This window comes from Hyphobacterium sp. CCMP332 (assembly GCF_014323565.1).
Classification (GTDB): domain Bacteria; phylum Pseudomonadota; class Alphaproteobacteria; order Caulobacterales; family Maricaulaceae; genus Hyphobacterium.
The window spans coordinates 1,410,529-1,428,954 of record NZ_CP058669.1; the positions used below are offsets into that span (position 1 = coordinate 1,410,529).

General features: G+C 60.4%; 19 protein-coding genes. 8 read left to right on the forward strand and 11 right to left on the reverse strand.

Translation table 11 applies throughout. From position 1 onward, the window contains the following. The first annotated feature begins 1 nt into the window (after position 1). The 3 genes from HXX25_RS07200 (at position 2) to HXX25_RS07210 (ending at position 3,237) form a co-directional block, all read left to right on the forward strand. Complete coding sequence (locus HXX25_RS07200) at positions 2–1,609, forward strand: iron ABC transporter permease (RefSeq protein WP_187165268.1); 1,608 nt, start codon at positions 2–4, stop codon at positions 1,607–1,609. Beyond that, positions 1,606–2,640 (forward strand): ABC transporter ATP-binding protein, encoded by a 1,035-nt coding sequence (locus HXX25_RS07205; protein ID WP_187165269.1) that lies wholly within the window; start codon positions 1,606–1,608, stop codon positions 2,638–2,640. The genes HXX25_RS07200 and HXX25_RS07205 overlap by 4 nt, the downstream gene beginning before the upstream one ends. Before the next feature lie 210 nt (positions 2,641–2,850). After that, positions 2,851–3,237 (forward strand): DUF302 domain-containing protein, encoded by a 387-nt coding sequence (locus tag HXX25_RS07210; RefSeq protein ID WP_187165270.1) that lies wholly within the window; start codon positions 2,851–2,853, stop codon positions 3,235–3,237. A 59-nt stretch (positions 3,238–3,296) separates the two neighbouring features. Here HXX25_RS07210 and HXX25_RS07215 read toward each other — a convergent pair whose 3' ends face one another. From HXX25_RS07215 to HXX25_RS07225, 3 genes are all read right to left on the reverse strand, one after another. Further along, positions 3,297–4,367: a Glu/Leu/Phe/Val dehydrogenase gene (locus tag HXX25_RS07215; RefSeq protein ID WP_187165271.1), complete on the reverse strand. Its 1,071-nt coding sequence runs from the start codon at positions 4,365–4,367 to the stop codon at positions 3,297–3,299. A gap of 116 nt (positions 4,368–4,483) precedes the next feature. Then, positions 4,484–5,062 carry a uracil-DNA glycosylase family protein gene (locus HXX25_RS07220; RefSeq protein ID WP_187165272.1) on the reverse strand — a complete coding sequence of 193 codons (579 nt, stop codon included), beginning with the start codon at positions 5,060–5,062 and terminating at the stop codon, positions 4,484–4,486. Then, positions 5,062–5,307 (reverse strand): DUF3253 domain-containing protein, encoded by a 246-nt coding sequence (locus HXX25_RS07225; RefSeq protein ID WP_187165273.1) that lies wholly within the window; start codon positions 5,305–5,307, stop codon positions 5,062–5,064. Before HXX25_RS07225 ends, HXX25_RS07220 begins: the two co-directional genes overlap by 1 nt. A gap of 28 nt (positions 5,308–5,335) precedes the next feature. Between HXX25_RS07225 and HXX25_RS14170 the strand changes: the two genes are divergently transcribed. Beyond that, entirely contained in the window at positions 5,336–6,058 is a 723-nt protein-coding gene (locus HXX25_RS14170; protein ID WP_304607825.1) for a DapH/DapD/GlmU-related protein, read from the forward strand. Here HXX25_RS14170 and HXX25_RS07235 read toward each other — a convergent pair. Next, a complete protein-coding gene (locus HXX25_RS07235; RefSeq protein ID WP_187165274.1) occupies positions 6,055–7,335 on the reverse strand; it encodes a NupC/NupG family nucleoside CNT transporter in 1,281 nt (426 codons plus the stop codon). The genes HXX25_RS14170 and HXX25_RS07235 overlap by 4 nt on opposite strands. A 56-nt stretch (positions 7,336–7,391) precedes the next feature. Here HXX25_RS07235 and HXX25_RS07240 point away from each other — a divergent pair, with 56 nt between their 5' ends. Further along, entirely contained in the window at positions 7,392–7,619 is a 228-nt protein-coding gene (locus tag HXX25_RS07240) for a DUF1289 domain-containing protein (RefSeq protein ID WP_233346585.1), read from the forward strand. Positions 7,620–7,623: 4 nt separating this feature from the next. Here HXX25_RS07240 and HXX25_RS07245 read toward each other — a convergent pair whose 3' ends face one another. Together HXX25_RS07245 and dusA are read right to left on the reverse strand one after the other, a co-directional pair. Continuing rightward, positions 7,624–8,445, reverse strand: a complete 822-nt coding sequence (locus HXX25_RS07245) for a sulfite exporter TauE/SafE family protein (RefSeq protein WP_187165275.1) — start codon at positions 8,443–8,445, stop codon at positions 7,624–7,626. Next, positions 8,442–9,437, reverse strand: a complete 996-nt coding sequence (gene dusA, locus HXX25_RS07250; RefSeq protein WP_187165276.1) for a tRNA dihydrouridine(20/20a) synthase DusA — start codon at positions 9,435–9,437, stop codon at positions 8,442–8,444. The genes HXX25_RS07245 and dusA overlap by 4 nt, the downstream gene beginning before the upstream one ends. A 109-nt stretch (positions 9,438–9,546) precedes the next feature. On the opposite strand from dusA, the gene HXX25_RS07255 reads away from it, so the two are divergent. The 3 genes from HXX25_RS07255 to HXX25_RS07265 all read left to right on the forward strand — a co-directional run bounded on the left by HXX25_RS07255 (position 9,547) and on the right by HXX25_RS07265 (position 13,297). Continuing rightward, complete coding sequence (locus HXX25_RS07255) at positions 9,547–10,095, forward strand: hypothetical protein (RefSeq protein ID WP_187165277.1); 549 nt, start codon at positions 9,547–9,549, stop codon at positions 10,093–10,095. Positions 10,096–10,151: 56 nt separating this feature from the next. Next, positions 10,152–10,661, forward strand: coding sequence for a response regulator (locus HXX25_RS07260; protein WP_187165278.1), 510 nt, complete (start codon positions 10,152–10,154; stop codon positions 10,659–10,661). A gap of 167 nt (positions 10,662–10,828) precedes the next feature. After that, the gene (locus HXX25_RS07265; protein WP_187165279.1) at positions 10,829–13,297 is read left to right on the forward strand and encodes a PAS domain-containing sensor histidine kinase; all 2,469 of its coding nucleotides are present in this window, start codon (positions 10,829–10,831) and stop codon (positions 13,295–13,297) included. On the opposite strand, the gene HXX25_RS07270 is transcribed toward HXX25_RS07265, so the two are convergent. Genes HXX25_RS07270 through HXX25_RS07290 form a run of 5 tightly spaced genes read right to left on the reverse strand, consistent with a single transcriptional unit; the run spans position 13,298 to position 18,402 of the window. Continuing rightward, on the reverse strand, positions 13,298–13,834 hold the full coding sequence (locus HXX25_RS07270) for a periplasmic heavy metal sensor (RefSeq protein WP_187165280.1): 537 nt from the start codon (positions 13,832–13,834) through the stop codon (positions 13,298–13,300). Continuing rightward, a complete protein-coding gene (locus tag HXX25_RS07275) occupies positions 13,831–14,244 on the reverse strand; it encodes a hypothetical protein (RefSeq protein ID WP_233346586.1) in 414 nt (137 codons plus the stop codon). The genes HXX25_RS07270 and HXX25_RS07275 overlap by 4 nt, the downstream gene beginning before the upstream one ends. Beyond that, on the reverse strand, positions 14,244–14,870 hold the full coding sequence (locus HXX25_RS07280) for an RNA polymerase sigma factor (protein ID WP_187165282.1): 627 nt from the start codon (positions 14,868–14,870) through the stop codon (positions 14,244–14,246). Before HXX25_RS07280 ends, HXX25_RS07275 begins: the two co-directional genes overlap by 1 nt. Positions 14,871–14,915: 45 nt before the next feature. Beyond that, entirely contained in the window at positions 14,916–15,464 is a 549-nt protein-coding gene (locus HXX25_RS07285) for a hypothetical protein (protein ID WP_187165283.1), read from the reverse strand. Position 15,465: 1 nt separating this feature from the next. Then, positions 15,466–18,402, reverse strand: coding sequence for a bifunctional [glutamine synthetase] adenylyltransferase/[glutamine synthetase]-adenylyl-L-tyrosine phosphorylase (locus tag HXX25_RS07290; protein WP_187165284.1), 2,937 nt, complete (start codon positions 18,400–18,402; stop codon positions 15,466–15,468). Between the last annotated feature and the right edge of the window lie 24 nt (positions 18,403–18,426).

Sequence of the window (18,426 nt, forward strand, 5' to 3'; positions counted from 1 at the left end):
CATGGCCAGATCCAGATCGGGTCCCGCACTCATTGGCAGTCTGGCCGCCCTTGTGGCGGCCGGACCGATTCTGGCCGTCGCCTGGATTGCGATCACCGCTCCCTGGGGCGATTATCTCCTTCATCTGATCGAGACGCGGCTCGCCGGTTATGTGCTGCATACGATTATCGTCACAGCCACGGCCATAGTGCTCGCAGGATTTGTCGGTACAGCGGCGGGCTGGATCATCGCGCGTCTTGAATTTCCCGGACGCGGAATTTTTGCCTGGGCGCTGGCGCTGCCTTTGGCGGTTCCCGCTTATGTTGCGGCTTATGGCTGGCTCGATCTGACGCAGGCCGCAGGACCGCTTCAGACACCATTGCGGGACGCTGGTCTGGCCGGACTTGCCGACCTTCTACCGGTCGTCAGAGGCCCCATTGGCGCCGGATTTGTCTTTGCCGTGACGCTTTACCCTTATGTCTATCTGATGGCCCGTCAGGCCTTCTCGGATCAGCATCCCGACATGCAGAATGCAGCACGCACGCTGGGCGCGTCTCATTGGCAGACCCTGACCGGCGTCACGCTTCCACTGGTCCGCCCTGCGCTTGCCGCCGGACTTGCTCTGGTGGCAATGGAATCGATGGCGGACTTTGGTGCTGTCGCGCATTTGGGAGCGCCAACCCTGACCGTTGGCGTTGTACGGGCCTGGGCCGGCGCGGGGTCCGTTCCGGATGCGGCGCGACTGGCCGTCTTGCTCGCCTTCTTCGCCTATCTCGCCTTTGCCCTGGAACGCCAGAGCCGGGCCCGTGCCCGCTTCGGCCAATCCAGCGGAGGCCGGCAGCACACCCAACGCATTCAGCTCGGCGCCGGACAAACCGTCATCGCCCTATTTGCGTGCCTTCTCCCCATCATACTGGGGCTGGCGCTGCCCCTGGGCCGCCTGCTTTATCTGGCCCTGACCGAACCGGCCGCACGCGGCGTTTTGGACGCGCTTCGGCACTCACTCACGCTGGCCAGCATCACGGCCGTCCTCGCCGCCATTCTCGGACTGGGTGCCGCCTATGCCATCCGTGGCGGAACGCGGTTCGGCATTCTGTCAGCCCGGCTGGCCAGTCTGGGCTATGCCGCTCCGGGTGCTGTGGCTGCTGTGGGTGCACTTGTTCTGTTTGGCGGGCTCCAGAATGTGCTCGATGGGGTCTGGGACGGGCAATTCCCGGTCTTGCTGTCCGCGACCGCAGGTGCGCTCATTTTCGCTTATCTGTCCCGGTTCGCAGCGGTCGCGATCGCGCCCAGCGAAACAGCGCTGGCGCGCGTGACGCTTCGCCTGGACGAGGCTGCCAAGACGCTCGGTGCAAAACGCCGGCGCATCGCCGTGGAAATTCATTGGCCTTTGATACTTGGCGGCGTTGGCATTGCCGCGCTGATGGTGTTCGTTGAGGTCATGAAGGAATTACCCGCGACCATGATTCTGCGCCCGTTCAACACCGACACGCTCGCTGTGATCGCGCACAACTATGCCGCTGATGAAAGACTGGGACAGGCGGCCCTGCCCTCCCTGATCATCGTGCTGGCCACCATTCCCGCCATGATCCTCGCCGCCCGCTCGCTGACGCGGGGGACTGACCGATGAACAAACCCATACTGTCGGTTCGTGGCGCGGAAAAGTCGCTGGGCGGCAACCCCGTTCTGAAAGGCGTCGATCTTGATCTTTATTGCGGTCAGGTGAGCGCCGTTCTCGGGCCTTCGGGTGCCGGAAAATCCACGCTGCTGCGCAGTATCGCCGGTCTGGAAAAGCTGGAAGCCGGCCAGATCAATTCAGGTGCCGAGGTCTGGGATGATGGCAAGCACGCCACGTCGGCCGAAAAGCGCCGCGTCGGCGTTGTGTTTCAGGATTATGCGCTTTTTCCACACCTGACGGTGGGCCGCAACATTGCTTTTGGACTCGCAGATCAGAAAGACAAGGTGGCGATCGCTGATCGCGTGATGACGCTCATGGAATCCGTCGAGATCGGACATCTTGCACACGCTTACCCGCACGAATTGTCCGGCGGCGAGCAGCAACGGGTCGCCCTCGCGCGCGCGCTCGCACCGCGGCCGGACATCATCCTGCTGGACGAACCGTTTTCCAGCCTCGACCGGCGGCTGCGCGCGGATCTGCGCGCGCAAACCATGACGGCTATCCGCGAGGCCGGGGCGGCGGCCCTGATTGTGACCCACGACGCCGATGAGGCCTTTGAGACCGCCGACACCCTGTTCCTGATGGAGGATGGCCGCATCATCCAGTCCGGCTCACCGGCAGACGTCTATTGCCGCCCTGTTTCGATATCTTCTGCCCGCTTGCTCGGCGACATCAATGTCGTGTCCGGGACGATCGAAAACCACAGGATCTCTACCCTGTTCGGTGCAATCGCAGCGCCGGACTTCAGCAACGGGGCGGCAGTGGATCTGCTCGTCCGGCCCGAAGCACTGCGGGAATCTGGAACCGGCACCGATTTCACTGTCGAGGACATCCGGATCCGTCAGGGCCGCCAGCGCCTGCGTGCCACGGCCTCCGACGGGTCGCTCTGGATTGCCGAGCTTCCCCTCGCTCACCCCATCAAAGCGGGCGAGACCTTGCGCCTTGCGCTTGATGAAACGGCCATGACCTTGCTGCCGGCCTGAAAGCCATTATCTGCAAAACAGGTTGGAGCGCCGCGCCCTTCCGGCCCCTCGATTGTTGATTGCAGCGCGGCAGAGACGGGGAACATCAGCGCCGGCCCCCACGTTGACCCTGTGCGCCTTTTGGGCGCAGGGTTTCACAAATAGTCAGCTGGACGCGTCGCCATCGGGGCGCTGTTCTGACGTTTCGGGTCAATCAAGGAAGAGCGAATAATGTCCTACACAATAGACCGTACGTTTCCTGACACCGATATCGATACTGTCGACGCACGCACACGCGAAGCGTTGGCGGCACATGGTTTCGGCGTCCTGACAGAAATTGACGTTACGGCGACCATGAAGAAAAAGCTGGATGTCGAGATGCCGGGCTATCGCATTCTTGGGGCCTGCAATCCGGGCATGGCGCATCAGGCCATCGGAATAGAACCACGGGTCGGCGCGATGCTGCCCTGCAACGTCATCCTGCGCACTGTCGGTTCCGGAGTGGAAGTCAGCGCTATTGATCCGGTGGCCTCAATGCAGGCCATCAACAATGCTGATTTGCATGCCGTTGCGGGACAGGTGCGGGATATGCTGGCCAAGGCGGTGCATGCGATCTGACTGTATCGCAGCACCCCGTCGCCAGACATCCACCCGTAAAAACCTGACTGGCCTTATCTTTAAGCTGCGGCGGCTTTGGCAGCAGCCGCTTCTTCCAGACGGGCACGCGCCATTTCGTCGGCAACGACATTGGACGGCCGGCCTTCGTTTTCGGCGCGGTCGAGAATTTCGCCCAGTGTTGCTTCCAACCCGACCAGCTTGCACTTGACCCAGGACGGGTCGAAGTCGCCACGGATTTCGCCCATCACATTGATGATGCCACCGGCATTGATCACATAATCAGGCGCGTAAAGGATGCCCCGCTTTTGCAACTCCGCACCCATTTCGCGAGTCGCGAGCTGGTTATTGGCCGCACCGGCAACCATCTTCACTTTCAGGCGGTTGATTGTATCGGGATTGATAATCGAACCCAGCGCGCAGGGTGTGAAAACGTCCGCGTCCTGATCGTAGATGGCCTCCTTGTCGACGATGACGGCACCAAAATTGTCGACGTGCTTTTGCAAGGCCTCGACATTCATGTCGGCAATGATCAGCTCGGCACCGGCCTTTGAAAGATGTTCACAAAGATAGCTGCCGACATGCCCGGCTGCGCCCTGAACGGCGACACGAATTCCCGTCATATCTTCAGATCCTGTCGCACGCTTCACGCAGGCGCGAATACCCCGGAACACGCCTTCAGCCGTCACCGGTGATGGATCGCCAGAGGCCGCCTTGCCTTCCGGCAGTCCGGTGACGTGGGCGGTTTGCTTATGGACGCTGACCATGTCGGCCGGGCTGACGCCGACATCTTCGGCCGTGATATAATTTCCGTTGAGCGCATCGACGGCGCGGCCAAAAGCCTGGAACAGGGCATCCCGGTCAAACGGACCATCCGGCTTCATGATGACGCTCTTGCCACCGCCAATCGGGAGGTCCGCCATTACATTCTTGTAGCTCATGCCCTGTGACAGCCGCAGCGCATCCTGGAGCGCATCCGAAGAGCTGTCATACGACCAGAAGCGGCAGCCGCCGCAGGACGGGCCACGCGCAGTCGAATGTACGCTGATGATGGCTTTCAGCCCGGTTTTTTCATCGGTAGCAAACAGGACTTTTTCGTGATTGTCGAAAGAAGGGTGTTCAAAAACACTCATGAGCCTATCCGTCGTATCTGGCCGGCTTTTCCGGCATCGCACCAGCCGGGGAGAATTCGGCGCGAGGCGGCGTGGGGATAGCTTTCCTTGACCTATACGGCAAGCACCGGACGCGCCTATTTCAGAAGAGATTCCATATTGCGCTGCACCATTGCCAATAGCTCGTCTTCGAACCAGAGATGTCGTTTCAGCCAGGCATTATTGCGCCATGACGGGTGTGGCAGCGGCACGTAGCGCGGCGCATATTCCCGCCATGCCGCGACGGTTGCGGTGACCGTCCCCTTATACCTTTCCCGAAGTACAAATTTCTGGGCATAGCCGCCGATCAGGAAAGTTATTTTTACGTTGGAAAGCTCCGCATCGAGCTGGCTTTGCCACAGGCGTGCGCATCGGGTCCGGGGCGGTTTGTCTCCGCCTTTGGCATCAAGACCCGGAAAACAAAATCCCATAGGCGTGATGGCGACAATGTCCGGATCATAGAATTGATCGTCGCCGATATTCAGCCATGCGCGCAACCTCTCGCCCGACGGGTCCGTAAAGGGACGGCCAGACGCGTGAACACGGGTGCCGGGGGCCTGACCGATAATACGTATCCGCGCCGCGCGCGACGCCTGCAATACTGGGCGCGGCTCTGGTATTTCACCCTCGCAAGCCCGGCAAGCCCGAATCTCTTTCAGGAGCGCGTCCAGTGACATTACGTTTTCAGGGTAATGCGGTAGACGCCCTTGAAGTCGGCCGGGCCCACCGGTTTGCCTTTACGCAGGATCTCGACCCGGCCCGCTTGTGCGAGACGGACAGCACCCTGTTTCACCGCGCTCAGCCGGCTGCGCCAGTTTTCCGCATCCAGTGCCTGCGCCGCTTCAGCCGGGCTGATTGACTTGCCAGCGCCGCTCGCTTCTACAAGGGACAGGATGGTATTATCGACGGTGTCATCATTCATGAGCGTCTTCTAACCTGTGAAAGCCGATATGCGAAGAGACCACCGCCCCTACTGGATGCACGCTGCCTGGGAAAGCTTCGAAAACGCCTGGGCCCGGCACTTTCTGGCGCCCCATTTTGACCGCCTGGGACCGGCCGCCAAACTCACCCAGCCATGGCACATTGAAGCCTTCGGTCCGAACATATCCATCGGCACGGCTTTGCATATTGTTGCGACCGCGGACCAGAAGGTGCGCCTGACGGTGTGGTCGCCCGCCGACCAGGGCGGAAAAATCGAGATCGGTGATGCCGTCTTTATCGCGCCCGGCACGCGCATTCAGGCGACCCGGTCCATCACGATCGGACATGCCTGTCTGTTTGCGGCCAATACGACCGTGACCGACAGCGACTGGCACGGCCTCTATAACCGCGTCGATCCGGCTCCAGAAGGGCGTCCTGTAAAACTGGGCGACAATGTCTGGGTGGGAGATGGCGCGTTCATCGGCAAGGGCGTCACCATCGGCGACAATGCCGTCATTGGCGCCCGGTCTGTCGTGACAAGAGATGTCCCGCCTTATGCCGTGGTGGCAGGCGCGCCGGCGAAAGTCATCAAGATGCTGGATGAAAACACCCCCATGCAGACCCGGCTCGATCTCGTCGGTGAAAGCCGCAAACTGTCCGGCTTCATGGACAATGCCTACCGCAAGGCCCTTAAGGGGAATTCGACGTTCGGATGGCTGAGGTCAAAACTCTTTCCGCGCCGAGGCGATTAGCTGAACAGGCTTAGCGGCAGCGTGCCGATGACCGCCCCGGTCATCAGCGTGGCAAATGTTCCCGATATGAGTGCTTTGGGTGCGAGCCCCAATATGTCCTCGCGGCGGCTCGGCGCGATCGCCAGCATGCCGCCGATCAGAATTCCGACGCTGGAGAAATTGGCAAAGCCGCAGACGGCGTAGGCCATGATCAGATGGCTGCGCGGCGACAGATCATCGCCCAGCGCGGCCAACCGCTCATACGCGATGATTTCGTTGAGCGCCGTTTTCAGTCCCATCACGGCGCCGGCATCTGTTGCTTCAGACCAGGGCACGCCTGCCAGCCAGACAATCGGCGCAAACGCCCAGCCCAGAATCCGGTCGACCGAGAGCGGCAGACCACCAACATCGGGCAAGCCGCCGAGCATCATGTTGACGAGCGCCACAATCGCGATGAACACCAAGAGCATGGCGATGATGTTGATGAACAGCCTCACGCCATCTGTTACACCGGTGGTCAGGGCATCCATGGAGGAATGATAGACGGTCGTCGGGATTTTTTCCGTCGTCCGGTCTTCATCGCCATCCGCATCGGCGGGATGCATCAGCCGGGCGAGCAATACGGCCGCCGGTATGGAAATGAGAGACGCCGTCACAATATGCCCGGCCGCGCCATCTATCACATCGCTCAATTGGCCAACATAAACCGCCATGACCGACCCTGCGACCGTCGAGAACCCCACCGTCATGATCAGGAAGAGATCGCTGCGGCTGATTTGCGGCATGCGTGGCCGGATCAGCAGGGGCGATTCGGTCATGCCGAGGAAAATATTGGCGGAGGCCCCGAGACTGGCGGCACCTGACAAGCCCAGTGTCTTCCGGAAAGCGAATGCGAAGCCACGGACCACAAGCTCCAGAATGCGCCAGCGCCAGAGCAGCGCGGAAAGCGCTGATAAAACAATGACCATCGGCAGAGCCTGGAAGGCGAAGATGAACGTCCGCCCGGCACTGCTTTCGTCGATAACAAACGGCGCGCCACTTCCGGAAAGGTAGCCGAAGACAAAATCGACGCCCTCCATCGTGGCGGTCTGCAGGGCCTGAACCACGCCCGTCAGCGATCCGAGAAAGGCACGTGTCGGCGCGAAGGAGTAAAGGGCTATGGCGATCAGGAACTGGAGCGCCAGTGAACCGCCAATCAGCTTTACCGGCACTGATTTTCGAGGCCCCAGAGCCCAGCAGATCGCGATAAACGCGAACAGGCCCAGAAAGCTGCGCAGCTGCAATCCCGGATCGTCCATGAATCCCCCCACTTGGCTATCGCAACCTATTCCCTGTTCTGGCAAACGGGCAATGCTTGCGTGCACGGCGCAGCGCGCTAGATATGCACCGCATGAGCATCTGGTCGCCCTGCGTTAAAGTCTGTTTCGTCGATCCCGACGCTGCGATCTGCGTGGGGTGTTTTCGAACCTTGCCCGAACTGGCGCAATGGACACGGTTTTCAGATGCCGAGCGCGAAGCAATTGGCGCTGAATTGCCCGAGCGAAAAAAGCAATACCAGGAAAAGAAGGCTCGTCCGTCCTGACGATTTAACCGCCGACGAAGGCCTCCCGAAGCAGGCTCACTGCCGTCGCAATCAGACCCAGTGCGAACAGGCGGCGCAATAGTTTCTCGGGCATGGAATGTGCCAGCCGGGCACCGATCGGCGCGATAAAAAACGCCGAAGCTGCCAGGATCAGAAAGCCGAGCGTGTCCACATATCCGAGCGCGGTCGGTGTTCGCCCCGGCTCGTCCCAGCCCCAGATGATGAATCCCAGCGCACCCGGAACGCCTATGGCCACGCCAAAACCTGCGGCTGTTGCAACGGCCTGGCGAATGGACTTGCCGCAGAGCGTCATCAGGGTGACGCCAAAGACGCCTCCGCCAATGCCGAGCAGAGACGACAAACCGCCGATCATCGCCCCCAGCCCCGCTCTGACAACGCCGCCCGGCATGTTTTCCGCCACACGCCAGTCGAGGCGGCCAAAGAAAAATTGCGCCGAAAGCAGCAAGGCCACGACACCGAAAAGCCCGGTCAGGCCGCGGCCGGGAATGGCATCCGCCACATAGCCGCCAATCAGGGCCCCGGCCACAATCCAGGGCGTCCATGTTTTCAGGATCTCGAAATCAACGGCCTTGTGCCGTGCATGTGCCGAGACCGAGCGGAGCGACGTCGCCACGATAACCGCCAGGGAGGTACCCACCGCCATATGCATGCGCGGGCCGTCTTCATAACCCATCGCGCCCAGCACAAAATAGAAGGCCGGCACCATCACAACACCGCCGCCAATTCCGAAAAGCCCGGCAATCAGACCGGCAAACAAGCCGGTTGCGATCAGCGCCGCCGCCAACCCGATCAGCTCGGCGCTCATGCGGTCGCCAATGCAGGCGATGTGGCAGAAAGCGCGGCCATCACAACATCAAGGCCCGCCCCGTCCTTCACGGCGTTCTCGGACAGTGTGCGCCGCCATTGACGTGCGCCGGGGCGGCCGTGAAACAGGCCGAGCATGTGACGCGTCATCGCGTGCAACCGCACGCCCTTTGCCAGCTGATTTTCGATATACGGCAGATAGGCCAGAACGGCTTCATCTGGCGCACTGAAGCGACGTTCGGCACCATAAATCAGCGGGTCGACACCGGACATCTCCCAGGGCGTATGATAGGCGGCCCTGCCCAGCATGATGCCGTCCAGATTTTGCTGTGCCTCGAGTCCCGATTGCAGCGTCTCCAGCCCGCCATTGAGAATGATTTCCATATCCCGAAAGGCGGTTTTCATTTGATAGACGAGCGCGTAATCAAGCGGCGGAACGCTCCGGTTTTCCTTCGGACTCAGCCCTTTGAGCCATGCCTTTCGGGCATGGATGATCGCCGTGAAGATACCGCGTGACCGGACAAGCTCCAGCAAGTCCGGCAACGCAGCAGCAGGGTCCTGATCGTCGACGCCGATCCGGCACTTAAGCGTCACCGGAACGCTGACCGCATCCTGCATCGCCGAAAGGCAATCCGCGACGAGCTCCGGCTCGCGCATCAGACAGGCACCAAATTTGCCCGATTGCACACGATCTGATGGACAGCCGACATTCAGGTTGATTTCGCAATAACCCAGATCCGCACCAATCCGCGACGCCTGTGCGAGCTCGCCCGGATCGGATCCGCCAAGCTGAAGCGCCACCGGTTGCTCCGCCGCGTCAAAGCCGATCAGACGATCAACATCACCATGCGTTACCGCAGCGCTGGTCGCCATTTCGGTATAAAGCAAGGCGTGACGTGTCAGGACGCGGTGGAAGGCCCGGCAATGCCGGTCGGTCCAGTCCATCATCGGTGCCACGCAAAAGCGGCGATCGGGTTTCGCAAACGTCGTCATGGCCGCTCCCATAGCGCGCGCGAACAAAATCAACAAACCGAACAGACGGCTTAACGCTGTTCTAAGGCCATTTTGCTAGCTTTTCGCCGAGTGACCGGAGCAGACCGCCATGGCAAAAGCCCATTTTCACAAGCACCAGCGCGTTTTTGTACGCCCCGTCGGCACGTGGGCCCTGATCGAGCAGGTCAAGCCGCATTGGGTCAAAGGCATGGATGAACCGGTCAGAATTTCCTATGATTGCGGTCTGGGCCGTGACTTCACTACGGATGAATTGTCGGAGGAAGAGCGCGACGAGCAGGACACCGGCCGCTGGCGCCTGATGCGCGCCAAAAACAAATGGCAATCTCCTGATGAATGCGCTCACCATCCTTTTCCAGGCACATTCCCAATTATCGTTACCGATGAACAGGATTGGGGAGGCTGGCGAGTACCCGGCGCGGAATATGACCGCGATCCGCAGCTCATCGAATTTCAGGCCCGTATCATCACAGCTGCGCCGACCTTGATGAAGCTCGCGGAAAAACTCGCCGAACAAGCCGAGAAGCCGGACGAATTGCCGGACGATCTCAGAGAGATTGTGGAGGTGGCGCGCACCACGCTCAAACGCATCAAATCGCGGCCATCTGAGTCAGCCCCTTCCGGCGCGCGCGCTGCTTAACGTCGGCCTAACCGTTTTGTGCTAATTTGCCGCTTCAATTAATCACGGTTGAGCCGATGGCTGCAGATCTGAACAAGCTTTCCTTCCTGATTGTCGATGACAATGCGCATATGCTGAAGATCGTTCGCACTTTGCTGAATGGTTTCGGCGTTACAAAGGTCTATGAAGCGTGCGCGGGGCAGGAAGCGCTGGAAGTTTTGCGAAACGAGAAAATCGATATCGCGATTCTCGATTTCCAGATGGACGGCATGGACGGCTTGGAACTGATCAAATACATGCGCGACGAAGATCGCAGGGAAAATCCCTTCATGCCGATTGTCATGCTCTCCGCCTATGCTGAGAAAACCAGAGTGCTGGCCGCGCGCGATGCCGGCGCCACGGAATTTTGCGCCAAACCGATCACCGCCACCGACCTGTATCGCAAAATCGGAGCGGTTATTGACCGCGCCCGCCCCTTTGTCAGAACAAAAGTTTTCTTCGGTCCGGACCGTCGCCGGCATGACCCCGACAAGTATAAGGGACCGGAGCGCCGGTCTGATGACCCGGCGCAGCCCAATACCGGCTGATTGGCTGCCAAAATGTTGGTCGACAGCCTGCCCATTGGGTCTCTAATCTGGGCAGAATGATTCGCCGTGATTCAGCCCCGCCCGCAAGGGCCAGAAATGTTCGCCCGAAGAGGCGAGGGAAAGCTGCCAGCGAAAAAGCAAATTCATTCTCGGGTGAAGTCCGCGGCGTGGTCTGGATCGTGCTGTCCGTCATCCTGTTTACCGCCATGTTTGGCGGCGTCATCGGCTTCAAGCTTTATCAGGAAAGCGTCTCTGCAAGATCAGAGGCTCAGGAAAGCCATTCGCGCGAAGCGGTCTATCGCGCCGACGGGGCAGCGGCGGTCCTGCGTGAAACCCTGACGGCTGTCCGCGTCGCCATTTCAGATTCCGATGCCATCGCGGCGGAGCAGTTTCGCGCCATACTCGAACAGCGGCTGGATCCGGTCCGGTCTATCAGCGCGGTTCGGGAAGTGATCTATCTGGCGCCGGGTGAAAACATACCCGCCAACCTTCAATCGCTGGCCGGTGCGGCGCTTGCTTCGCCGTCCGGGGTTTCATCAGTGGTTTCAAATCTGGACGGGATTCCGGAAATTGCCGCCGCCATTCCCGTGCGCACCCGATCAGGTGAAGTCGGGGCCATTCTTGTTCGGCTGGATCCGGCGGCCTTGCTGCCGGTCGCTGACCCTTCGCATGTTGCGATCCTGTTGGGCGCTGATGGTCGCGCACTGGCCATGCAGCCCCCCCGCTCTGACGGCCTCTTTGCTGAACCACTGTCGAGGCGCTTCGGTTTGAGCGATGGCAGAGTTCAGCAGATTGCCCGATCGGGCGAAGCGTTGACAGATATCCGGATCGGCGAGCGGGAAATGGTGCTGGCGGCGGCGGCCTTGCCCTATGAAGGCCTGACCATCGCCGTCATCGGCGTACCCAATATCAATCAGGGCGCATGGACGCGGACGCGTATTTTATACGGGCTTCTTTTTGTCGCGCCGGTCATTTTCGCCATCGGATTGTCGGCCGCACTTTCCACACAGATGAATAGTCTCAAATCTGCCCGCCTGGCACTGGGCGATAGTGAAAAGCGGTTCCGCCTCGCCATCGAAGGGGCGCGCTGCGGCGTGTGGGACTGGGATCGAAATCGCGACACGGTCTATCTGACGGATTCCTTTGCGCGCATCGTCGGCCGGAATGAAGCCATGATGCTGTCCGGTTCGGAATTTCTGGCGCTCTTCAGTCAACATGACCGGCAACGGATTGCGGCGGCCATTCGCGGTTCCAGCAAGGCCGGGGATATTGATATCGAGGCCCAGGCCAGCGGCTTGCCGGTCTGGTTTCACTTGCGCGGACGCCCCTGGGGCGAGATGCAGGACGGCCTGACGGACCGTCTCGTCGGTGTGGCGATCGATATCACGGAACGCAAGGGCGCTCAGGCGCGTGTGGCCGCCGCTGAAAACCGCCTGCGCGCCGCACTGGAATCCATGTCGGAATCCTTTGTTCTATGGGATCCACGACGGCGTCTCGTGATGTGGAATCGGAAATTCCGTGATTTCTTCGACTTCACCGAAAACGGGCTGAAGCCGGGAATGTCCTATGGAGATGTGGAAGCCGATGCCGGCCTGGCCATCCGGTCTGTGCAGGGCGGAGCGAATTCCGGTGAAGCCTACGAGATGGAATTGAAGGACGGTCGCTGGCTTCACTATTCCGAGCGAGCCACCAGCGATGGCGGCCTGGTCAGCGTCGGTGCCGATATCACCGATCTCAAAAATCAGGAACGCGCCCTCAAGGATTCCGAACAGCGTCTGCGCAACACTGTCGAAGATGTCCGCAAGAACCAGCAACGCATTGCCGAACTCGCAAACAAGTATGAGCAGGAAAAAATCCGCGCCGAGGAAGCCAATCGGTCGAAGAGCGAATTCCTGGCCAATATGAGCCACGAACTGCGCACACCGCTCAACGCCGTCAACGGTTTCTCGGAAATCATGTTGCGTGAAATGTTCGGTCCGCTCGGCGACAATCGCTATGTCGATTACGTGAAGGACATCCACACATCCGGGCAGCATCTGTTGTCGCTGATCAACGACATTCTGGATATGTCCAAGATCGAGGCCGGCAAGATGCAGCTCCAGAAAGAGCCCGTCAGCCTGTCGGACATCGTCGAGCAGAGCACCCGTCTGGTCAGGGCACGCGCCGACGAGAAATCCATCCGTCTGCTGACGGAATTGGACGACACGCTCCCGGACATGACAGCCGATCCCCGCGCCTTCAAGCAGGTCATCCTCAACCTGTTGTCCAATGCGGTGAAATTCACCCCCGAAGAAGGCCGCGTCACGATCCGCAGCTTCGAGTATGAGAGCCGGCTAGCCATACAGGTCGCCGATACCGGTATCGGCATTCCAAAAGAAGATTTGCCACGTCTTGGCCGGCCATTCGAGCAGATAGAAAGTCAGCATTCCAAGAGCCATCAGGGCACGGGTCTGGGGCTCGCCCTCTCAAAATCTCTGGTCGAGATGCACGGCGGCGAAATGAAGATCGATAGCGAACTGGGCGAAGGCACGTCCGTCACGATCATCGTGCCATTCGATGGCGGAGAATCGGAAGACAGGCTGGCGTCCGATGAACAACCCCGGTCATTCAGCCAGGCCAAAATAAACGCCGCCTGATCAGAAACGATCAGGTGGGGGTCTGCGATCATCGCCGCGCGTTCCGCGTCGATGCGGCGGCGGGCCGCGTCGGCCAGCTTGCATCGCGCGCATTCTTTCCTCTGTCGGCAAATCGGCAATGACGTCCAGCACGACCGCTTCAAACGCACTTTCGATGGCGAAGCGTCGTTCACGCAAATCATTCAACGCGGCAGCCGCCGCCTCCGGATCATAGGGCGTTGCCGACAAAGCCCGTTCCGCCGCCAGCTGGGCGTCGCGGGCGTCGATCATCAGCCCGCGTATGGTTTCGCGTTCCGTCTCGAATCGGTCGCGGGCAATCTCCCGCTGTTCCTCCGGCAGGTTGCGCATGAAGGCCCGGATGTTGAAGCCCGGCCCGCTTTGCCGGACCTCGCCTTGTGGCGGCCTATGGCCATCATGTGGCCGGCCACTGTCAATGCGGGGGCCACCGACCACCTGATGCAGAACAAGCCCGGTCATCACGCCGTTGGCGGTGAGCGAAATCAACAGAGCGACAATCCAGGGCAAGGCGCGGGTCATGCGTCACTCCATTCCCATGCTGACCAGTCTTCCATCAGACCATCGAAGGCATCGGCATATTCCAGAGACATCGTGTCGTCGTCCTGCGCCGGTACAAGCGTGCCGCCGGCAAATCCACCCATTAGACCGATCACCAGCGCGGCAGCCGCCGCGACTGCCGGGCGGCGCCAATCGGCATCGAAAGCCGGTTTGGGAAAAGACCGCAGGATACGGCGCTCCAGCAAATCGCTGGTTGTTACCGGCATCTCCCCGGCCAGAATGGCATCCAGTTGCGCGGCCTCACGGAGACAGGCTGCGGCGGAAGGTTCAGCCTCAAGAAACGCCGCGGCTTCCGAGCGCACCTCTGCCGGCCAGCGCGATATACTATCGCCCCAGCTATCCGCCAGCGCTTCAAATCTCTTCATGTCCATCACATCACCTCCGGCGTTGACCCTGTCCGACGGGACAGGCTGGACATCAACTCTTCTCGTTGTGGCATAAGTAATGCCTTTAAAGTTCGCCGTCCCCGCGCCAGCAGGGATTCAAGCGCATCGACGCTGATCTCCAGGCGCTCGGCGGCTTCGATATTGCTGAAATCCTGAAAATGGCAGAGCTCCAGCGCCAATCGTTGCCGCTCCGGCAGAGTCCCGATCGCGTCGGTCACACTCAATCCAGCCTGGCTCGCCACCAGGACATCGTCGGCAGCAATAGCGCCGTCCTGCATCTCCGGTGGCGTTTCCATTGTGGTCTCACGCTTTTTTCGTAACCGGTCCAGACACAGATTGGTCGCAATCCGGCACATCCAGCTCTCCAGTCTTGCCTGACCCGGCTGCCAGCTCCCGGCGGCCTTCCAGGCTCTCACAAATGTATCCTGCGCCAGATCCTCGGCTTCAATCGGGTCCCGCAACATTCTCCGCCCGATGGCCAGAACCGGCTTGAGAGACCTTTCCATCAATTCACGACCAGCATCCCGATCGCCCGAAGCGATGCGGCGCATCAGCGCCGCATCTGCCTCGAAGTCAGGCTGTATTCGGCCGTGTGAGGGAAGTTCAGGCATAAATGCTCAGCAACCTTTCATCCCCTCAAAAGCCGGGAAGTTACATCAGTCACGCCACCAGAAACGGCGATTTTCACGCCGATTGCTGGCCGATTCGACAGCGGCATCCAGCTCGTCCGGCGAGATTATGCTATCATTATTGGTGTCGAGACGTTCAAAAATGCGGCTCTCGCCCCCCATGAATTCATCACGCGATATCTGGCCATCGCCATTTGCATCGCGGCCTTCATTTCCACCCGGACCGCGTCGGCCATGATGTCGTCCGCGTTGACGGTCTTCGCTTGCACCTTCGGCTTCGTGGATCGCCATCAAGCGTTGGTGCATTGGCGAGCGATCGGCCGCCGACAGGACACCATCGCCATTGCGGTCCATCCAGTCGAACATTTCACCCTGCAAAGCGCGAACTTCGGCCAGAGTGATATTGTTGTCCTGATTGGCATCGGATGCGCGGAGCATCATCATGACATGTCGGGGACCATGGTCACCACGGCCGCCATGTTCGCCGCGGCCACCCGGGCCGCGATGCTGCGCGTCTGCGGCAGCAGCGAATACAAGTGTTCCGGCCAAGCCGGCAAGAATAAGGAAGGATTTCATTTCAGTCTCCAGATTGTGGCCTCGCACTCCATACAACGAAGCGTGGCGGCTGATCCGTCGCCTCCTCCTGCAATTTTCCAAGGCAGGTTTCAAAAATTGTCCGAATGCCGTCGGCGCGAAGCTCGACGAACTCACCCAATGCCCGGATATCGCTCTGGCCGGCCACGTCCGACAGCCTTTGGGCAAAAGCTCTGGACGCTGAATAGGGATCAAATCCGCTGCCGTGGGCCGTCCGGATGATCTGCGAAAGGTTGAGCCAGAGCCGCATGGACTGGCGCAAGGAATGCGCCTCCTCTGCTGTCAGCAGGCCGGCGGCCTCAAGCGCGGATATCTGAGCGGCTGTATCCACGCAGCGTTGATATTGCCCCCGCTGAGCCAGCAATAGCTGTCCGGTCTGGGCCAGAAACTCGATATCGAGGATTCCCCCCGGCCGGCGCTTTAAATCCCATGCCCCTTTGGCCGGACGCTCCCGCTCGAGGCGGCGCCGCATGTCCAGCACATCCTGGACGATCTGTTCTGGCTCGGCCTCGCTGGTCAGCGCGCGCTCGATGTCTTCGCTGATCCGCTTCGTCAATTCCGCAGAACCCGAAATCACGCGCGCGCGCGTCAACGCCATGCGTTCCCAGGTCCACGCGCTCGCCTGATAATATTCCCCGAAACTCGACAGCCGAACGGCAACAGGCCCCGACTTACCCGAAGGGCGAAGCTGCATATCCGTGTCATACATGCTGCCCTCTTCCGTCGGCGACGACAGAGCGCTGACAAGGCGCTGCGTCAGCCGGGTGAAATAGGCCGGAGCAGCTCCGCCCTGGCCCTCGGCCGGATCGTAGATCACCATGATGTCGAGATCGGAATCCGCCGCCAGTTCATGACTGCCGAGTTTGCCAAGCCCCAGCACCGCGAATTCGCCGGGCGGCGGGCCATAGCGTTCCGTAATCTGTTTGCGCGCAACATCAGCCATCGCCCTGATCGCTATATCCGCCAACTGGCCAAAGGCCGCGCCGGCCGATTTCGCATCGGCCCGCCCGACCAGAAGCTGCGACCCGATACGAAAGCGCTCCTCGCGAACCAGCCGCCGCCCGCGATTCATTGCGTCTTCGGTATCCACTGCCTCCGCCATCTGATAGGCCATACGGTCCGCCAACTCGTCGGACTCATCCTCGCCAAGGGGAGTCGAAAAGCGCGTCTCCATCATGACATCCATGACAGCAGGGCGCTGCGCCAGTGTCGTCGCCATCCGCGGTGCCAGCCCGATAATCGCCACCAGCTCTCGCGCCAGAAGAGGCTCGTTTTCCAGCATCGACAAGGGCTGGACCCCCATCGGCAAACCCTCAATGAACGCGGCAAAGCGCGTGAAGGCCGAATCCGGTTCGCTCGTGTAGGACATGGCTCTCAAAAGGCGCGGCGCGACGCGCGTGAGCACTTGCCGCGCCCTGTTGGTACGCAGCGCCCTCGCCTTTCCCGCCAGCCAGGCATTCATGCGCGCCCAGGCCGTCTCCGGAAATTCGAAGCCCAGAGCGGACAGGGTCTCCAGGGTTTCCGCCGTCGGTTCCACGCCGGTAAAGACCAGACTGCCCGACTCATCGGCCAGACTGTCTTCATGGGAGAACTGACGGGAGAACGCCGCATGGACGCCCTGTAACGTCTCGACGATTTGCGAATCCAGCGCTGCCACTGACGGCAACCCGGCCAGATATGCGATGGCGGTCCGGCGCTGATCATCAACGGGCAGAGTCTGCGTCTGTTCGTCCGCAATCATCTGAATGCGGTGCTCGACCATGCGCAAAAAGCGATAATGGGTCTGGAGCACATCGGCGCTATCCCGATCAATGACATCGGCATCGGCCAGTGCGGTCAGCGCCTGATAGGGCGACCCCAGCCGCAAGGCCGGCAGCCGCCCGCCCATCACCAATTGCGGCACCTGCGCATAAAATTCGATCTCGCGAATTCCGCCCCGGCCCAGCTTGAGGTCGTGGCCCCCCGGCCGGATTTTCGCGCGGTCCCCGACCGCCTGAATTTGGCGGGCCAGGGAATGGATATCCTCGACCGCCGCATAATCCAGCGTGCGCCGCCAGATGAAAGGCCGCATATCTTCGAGGAAATGACCGGCCGCTTCCCTGTCGCCAGCACAGGCTCTTGCCTTGATATAGGCAGCACGTTCCCAGTTCTGCCCGAGAGATTCATAGTAATTCATCGCTGCCGTCACCGACATGATGGGCGGCGTCGCGGACGGGTCCGGACGAAGGCGAAGATCAACGCGAAAGACATATCCGTCGGGCGTATTGTCCTCCAGCAACCGCACCAGCGATTTGATCAGGCGCGGCAATCTTTTGCCCGGGTCTTCCGCGACAGGTCCGGTCAGGAGGTCCGGATCAAAAAGGGCAACAAGGTCGATATCGCTGGAAAAATTGAGTTCGCTCGCGCCCAGCTTCCCCAGAGCCAGAATGAAAACGCCCGGAATCGGGTTGTCCGAGTCTGAATACGGTGCAAACTTTTCCGCTTCCGCGCCCAGTCGGACCAGTCCGGCCAAACCGGCCCTGACACAGGCATCCGCAAATTCCGAAAGAATGGAAGCCGCCTTCATCACCGCCAGCGCGCCGGATATCTCTGCAAGACCAAGCGCCAGATGGGCATCGCCTTTCAGCGCGCGCAGACTGGAAGCGAGCTTTTCCTCGGTCGCGGCGGTCTCGGCCGCTTCCATGACCTTGCGGGATAATCCGCCAAGAACGTGGCGGACATTCTGCTCTGCCAATTGCGCCAGCAAAGCCTCGCGCGTTCTTGCCAGCCGGGCAAGATAGGGCGAGTTGGCAAACACCGTATCAAGAAAACCCATATCAACAGGGCGCAAGGCCTCCGGATAGCGACACGGCCGTTCGTGAAGCTGAACGTCGATCGGGTTGAATGAGCGAAGTGCGAAAAGAGTGTCAGCGAGTGTCATAAGACGAAGCCTTACTGCTTCGCG